At 75.6% G+C, this 3,289-nt stretch carries 2 protein-coding genes and 3 pseudogenes; 3 read left to right on the forward strand and 2 right to left on the reverse strand.

All coding sequences use genetic code 11. From position 1 onward, the window contains the following. Window positions 1-224, reverse strand: a pseudogene (locus tag CWIS_RS08230) (hypothetical protein); the annotation flags it as partial. Window positions 225-349: 125 nt separating this feature from the next. Between CWIS_RS08230 and CWIS_RS08235 the strand changes: the two are divergent. After that, window positions 350-1,732: a zinc-dependent metalloprotease gene (locus tag CWIS_RS08235; RefSeq protein WP_082156316.1), complete on the forward strand. Its 1,383-nt coding sequence runs from the start codon at window positions 350-352 to the stop codon at window positions 1,730-1,732. A 163-nt stretch (window positions 1,733-1,895) separates the two neighbouring features. Here the strand turns inward: CWIS_RS08235 and CWIS_RS08240 are convergent. Continuing rightward, window positions 1,896-2,480 (reverse strand): annotated as a pseudogene (locus tag CWIS_RS08240) (YgjP-like metallopeptidase domain-containing protein); the annotation flags it as partial. A gap of 273 nt (window positions 2,481-2,753) precedes the next feature. Here CWIS_RS08240 and CWIS_RS18740 point away from each other — a divergent pair. Together CWIS_RS18740 and CWIS_RS08250 are read left to right on the forward strand one after the other, a co-directional pair. Next, entirely contained in the window at window positions 2,754-2,912 is a 159-nt protein-coding gene (locus CWIS_RS18740) for a DUF5679 domain-containing protein (RefSeq protein WP_013883019.1), read from the forward strand. 147 nt (window positions 2,913-3,059) lie between these two features. Further along, window positions 3,060-3,289 (forward strand): annotated as a pseudogene (locus CWIS_RS08250) (thiamine biosynthesis protein ThiF); the annotation flags it as partial.

A 3,289-nucleotide genomic window follows, 5' to 3' on the forward strand; every position in this document is an offset into this window, starting at 1 on the left:
GCGCCCGTGAGCGCGGAGGCGGGGTCGACCGCGGGCACCTCGTCGACCGCGCGGCCTCGCGCACCCCACGCGGCCAGCACCCCGGCGGCGACGGGGCCGGTGCCCACCACGACGACGTCGGGCGCCTGCGTGCCCGCGTCCCCGGGCGCGTCCGGCCGTGCGGTCGCGGTCGCCTGACGCGACCCGCGACCGCTGCGCCCTGAGCGAACCTGGCGACCGGACATCGACGTTCACCTCCACCACGTGGTTACCGTCGTGGTTACGTGGGGCTCCCGCCCCGACGTCATCCTCGCAGGAGGCGCACGTGAGCCCGGACCACATCGACCCCGCCCAGCCGCCGTGGGAGCAGATGCTGCGCGCCCTGCTGGGTGACCAGGCCGACGACGCGATCGCCCAGATGCGGGAGCGCGGGATCGACCCCGCCGCGCTCGACGCGGCCGGCACGCTGCCGAACGACCCGGCCGCGATGCAGCAGGTGCTCGCCCAGGTGCAGCGGCTGTTCGCGAGCGGGGACGACCAGCCGGTGAACTGGGAGATGGCGCACGACCTCGCGCGGCAGCAGGCCGCCGTGGGCGGCGACCCGACCCTGTCACCCGCGCGCCAGCGCGAGGTGCTCGACGCGCTCTCGGTGGCCGAGCTGTGGCTCGACGCCGCGACCGAGCTGCCGCCCTCGACCGCGCCCGCACGCGCCTGGAGCCGTGCGGAGTGGGTCGAGGCCACCCTGCCGACGTGGCGCACGCTCACCGAGCCCGTGGCGTCGTCGCTGTCCACGGCGCTCGTCGACGCGCTCGGCGGCCAGCTGGGCGACGACGAGCAGGGCGACGACCCCGAGATCGCCGAGCAGCTGCGCGGGCTCGGCCTGCCCGAGGGCATGGGCCTGCCGGGCGGGCTGGCCCCCGGACAGCTCCTGCGCCGTCTCGGCTCGGCCGTCTTCGGCCTGCAGGTCGGGCAGGCGGCGGGCACGCTGTCGCGCGACGTCTTCGGCACCACCGACATCGGCCTGCCGCTGCTCGACGTCCCCGCGCCTGCGCTCGTCGCCGCCAACGTGGACGCGTTCGCCGAGGGGCTCGACGCGCCGGTCGACGAGGTCCGCCTGTTCCTCGCGCTGCGCGAGGCCGCCGCGACCCGGCTGTTCACGCACGTGCCGTGGCTGCGCTCGCACCTGCTCGACCTCGTCGAGACGTACGCACGCGGCATCTCGATCGACGTCGACCAGCTCGAGCAGGCGGTCGGATCGATCGACCCGACCGACGCCGAGGCCCTGCAGGGCGCCCTGTCGAGCGGCGTGTTCGCGCCGCAGACCACGCCCGGGCAGCAGGCCGCGCTCGGTCGGCTGGAGACCGCGCTCGCGCTCGTCGAGGGCTGGGTCGACGAGGTCAGCGCCACCGCGGCGCTCGCGCACCTGCCGCACTCCGTGGCACTGCGCGAGATGATCCGCCGGCGGCGGGCGGCCGGCGGTCCGGCGGAGCAGACGTTCGCCAACCTCGTCGGGCTCGAGCTGCGCCCGCGACGCCTGCGCGACGCGGCGACCCTGTGGGCGCAGATCGCACGCGGTCCCGGGGGCGCCGCCGCCCGCGACGCCGTGTGGGACCACCCCGACCTCATGCCCACGGCCGAGGACCTCGACGACCCCGCGGGCTACGCGGCACGGCGGACGACCGCGGCCGACGAGTCGGCCGACCTCGACCGCGCGCTGGCCGAGATCCTCGGCGAGGAGCCCGAGCAGCCCTGACCGCGTCCGGTCAGCGTCGCAGCGTCACCCCGTCGCGCTCGCCGACGGCCGGCTCGTCGCCGACCGTGACCGTCTCGTGCTCGGCGCCGGGCACTGCGTCGTGCTCGGGGTCGCGCTCGGGGTCGCGCTCGGCGTCGTCGTGCTCGTGCTCGTCCTCGTCCTCGTCGCGCTCGTCCTCGTCCTCGTCCCCGTCGCGCTCGGCGCCGCCCTGCGGCTGACCGGGACCGCGCTCCTCGAGGTAGGAGTAGCCCTCCAGGAAGCCGCGGGCGCGCTGCGTGCGCGGGTACGCCTCGAGCTCCGCCCAGAACTCGGGGCCGTGGCCGGCGTGCAGCAGGTGCACGAGCTCGTGCAGCAGCACGTAGTCGAGCACCCAGCGCGGCATGCCTCGCACGCGGTCGGAGATGCGGATCGTGCCGTCCGACGGGGTGCACGACCCCCAGCGCCGCCCCTGGTTGCCCGACCACCGCACGCTCGTCGGGACCGCACGCCCCTGCAGGTAGCGGGACGAGAGGTCCGCGGCGCGGGACGCGAGCTCGTCGTCCGACGGGCGCCTGCGGCGTTCCTGCGTCGCGAGGCGCACGAGCATCCGCCGCACCCACTCCGCCTCCTGGGCTCGCGTGAACCGCGCGGGGATCGCCACGACCGTGCGGCCGCCCTCGCGCCACGCCGTGACCGTACGCACGCGCTTGCGCGAGCGCCGGACCTCGACCTCCTGGTCGACCTGCGTCAGGTCGTACGTCGGGTGCACAGCCCGCACGCTAGCGCGACCCGCCCACCTCGACACCCTTGGGCTGTGGACGACCCGGAGCCCGACCGACACGTGTCATCACCCGCACGGCTGACGCCGGGCCCTCCGGAACCACCCGGACGGACGCACGGTGCGGCGCACCGACACGCGCGCCTCACGGCGCGCAGCGCCCGGCCTACTACTGTTGTTCGCGCTCGGGCAGGCCATCGCTCTGCCCGGCCACCGTCGGCCGCACGTGGCCCGGTGCACCGGACGACGTGCGAGGAGGACCACATGGCTGAGACCTATGCGGGCGAGTTCTACTGCGTGAAGTGCAAGGAGAAGCGTGAGGCGGAGGGCGACGTCGTCGTCTCCGAGTCGGGGCGCAAGATGGCCAAGGCCATCTGTCCCGTCTGTGGCACCAAGCTCAACCGCATCCTCGGCAAGGCCTGAGCTCCGCAGAACTCGTCCGAAGGGCGTCGTCCGGTCAGGACGACGCCCTTCGCGCTGTCCGGGGCTGTTCGGGGGCTGTCCGGGGCACAGGCCCGGACCTGTGGACGACGGGGGTCACGAGGCGCGCACCGGTGGCAGCCTGACCGCGTGAGGCTGCGGAGCGGGATGCGCGTGGTGCGCCGGGGACCGGGCGAGGTGCAGATCGGCACCGATCGCCGGTGGGCCGTGCGCGTGGACGGACTCACGTCGTACGAGGCACGCGTGCTCGCCGGGCTCGGCGACGGCGCGTCGCTCGGCCCGCTGGCCGCCGACCCCCGACTGGACGCCGTCCGGCTGGCTGCCCTGCTCGACCAGCTCGCGGAGGCGGGCGTCACCGA

Origin of the sequence: Cellulomonas sp. A375-1, assembly GCF_001040865.1 — a bacterium.
In the GTDB taxonomy this organism is placed as follows: Bacteria; Actinomycetota; Actinomycetes; order Actinomycetales; family Cellulomonadaceae; genus Cellulomonas; species Cellulomonas gelida.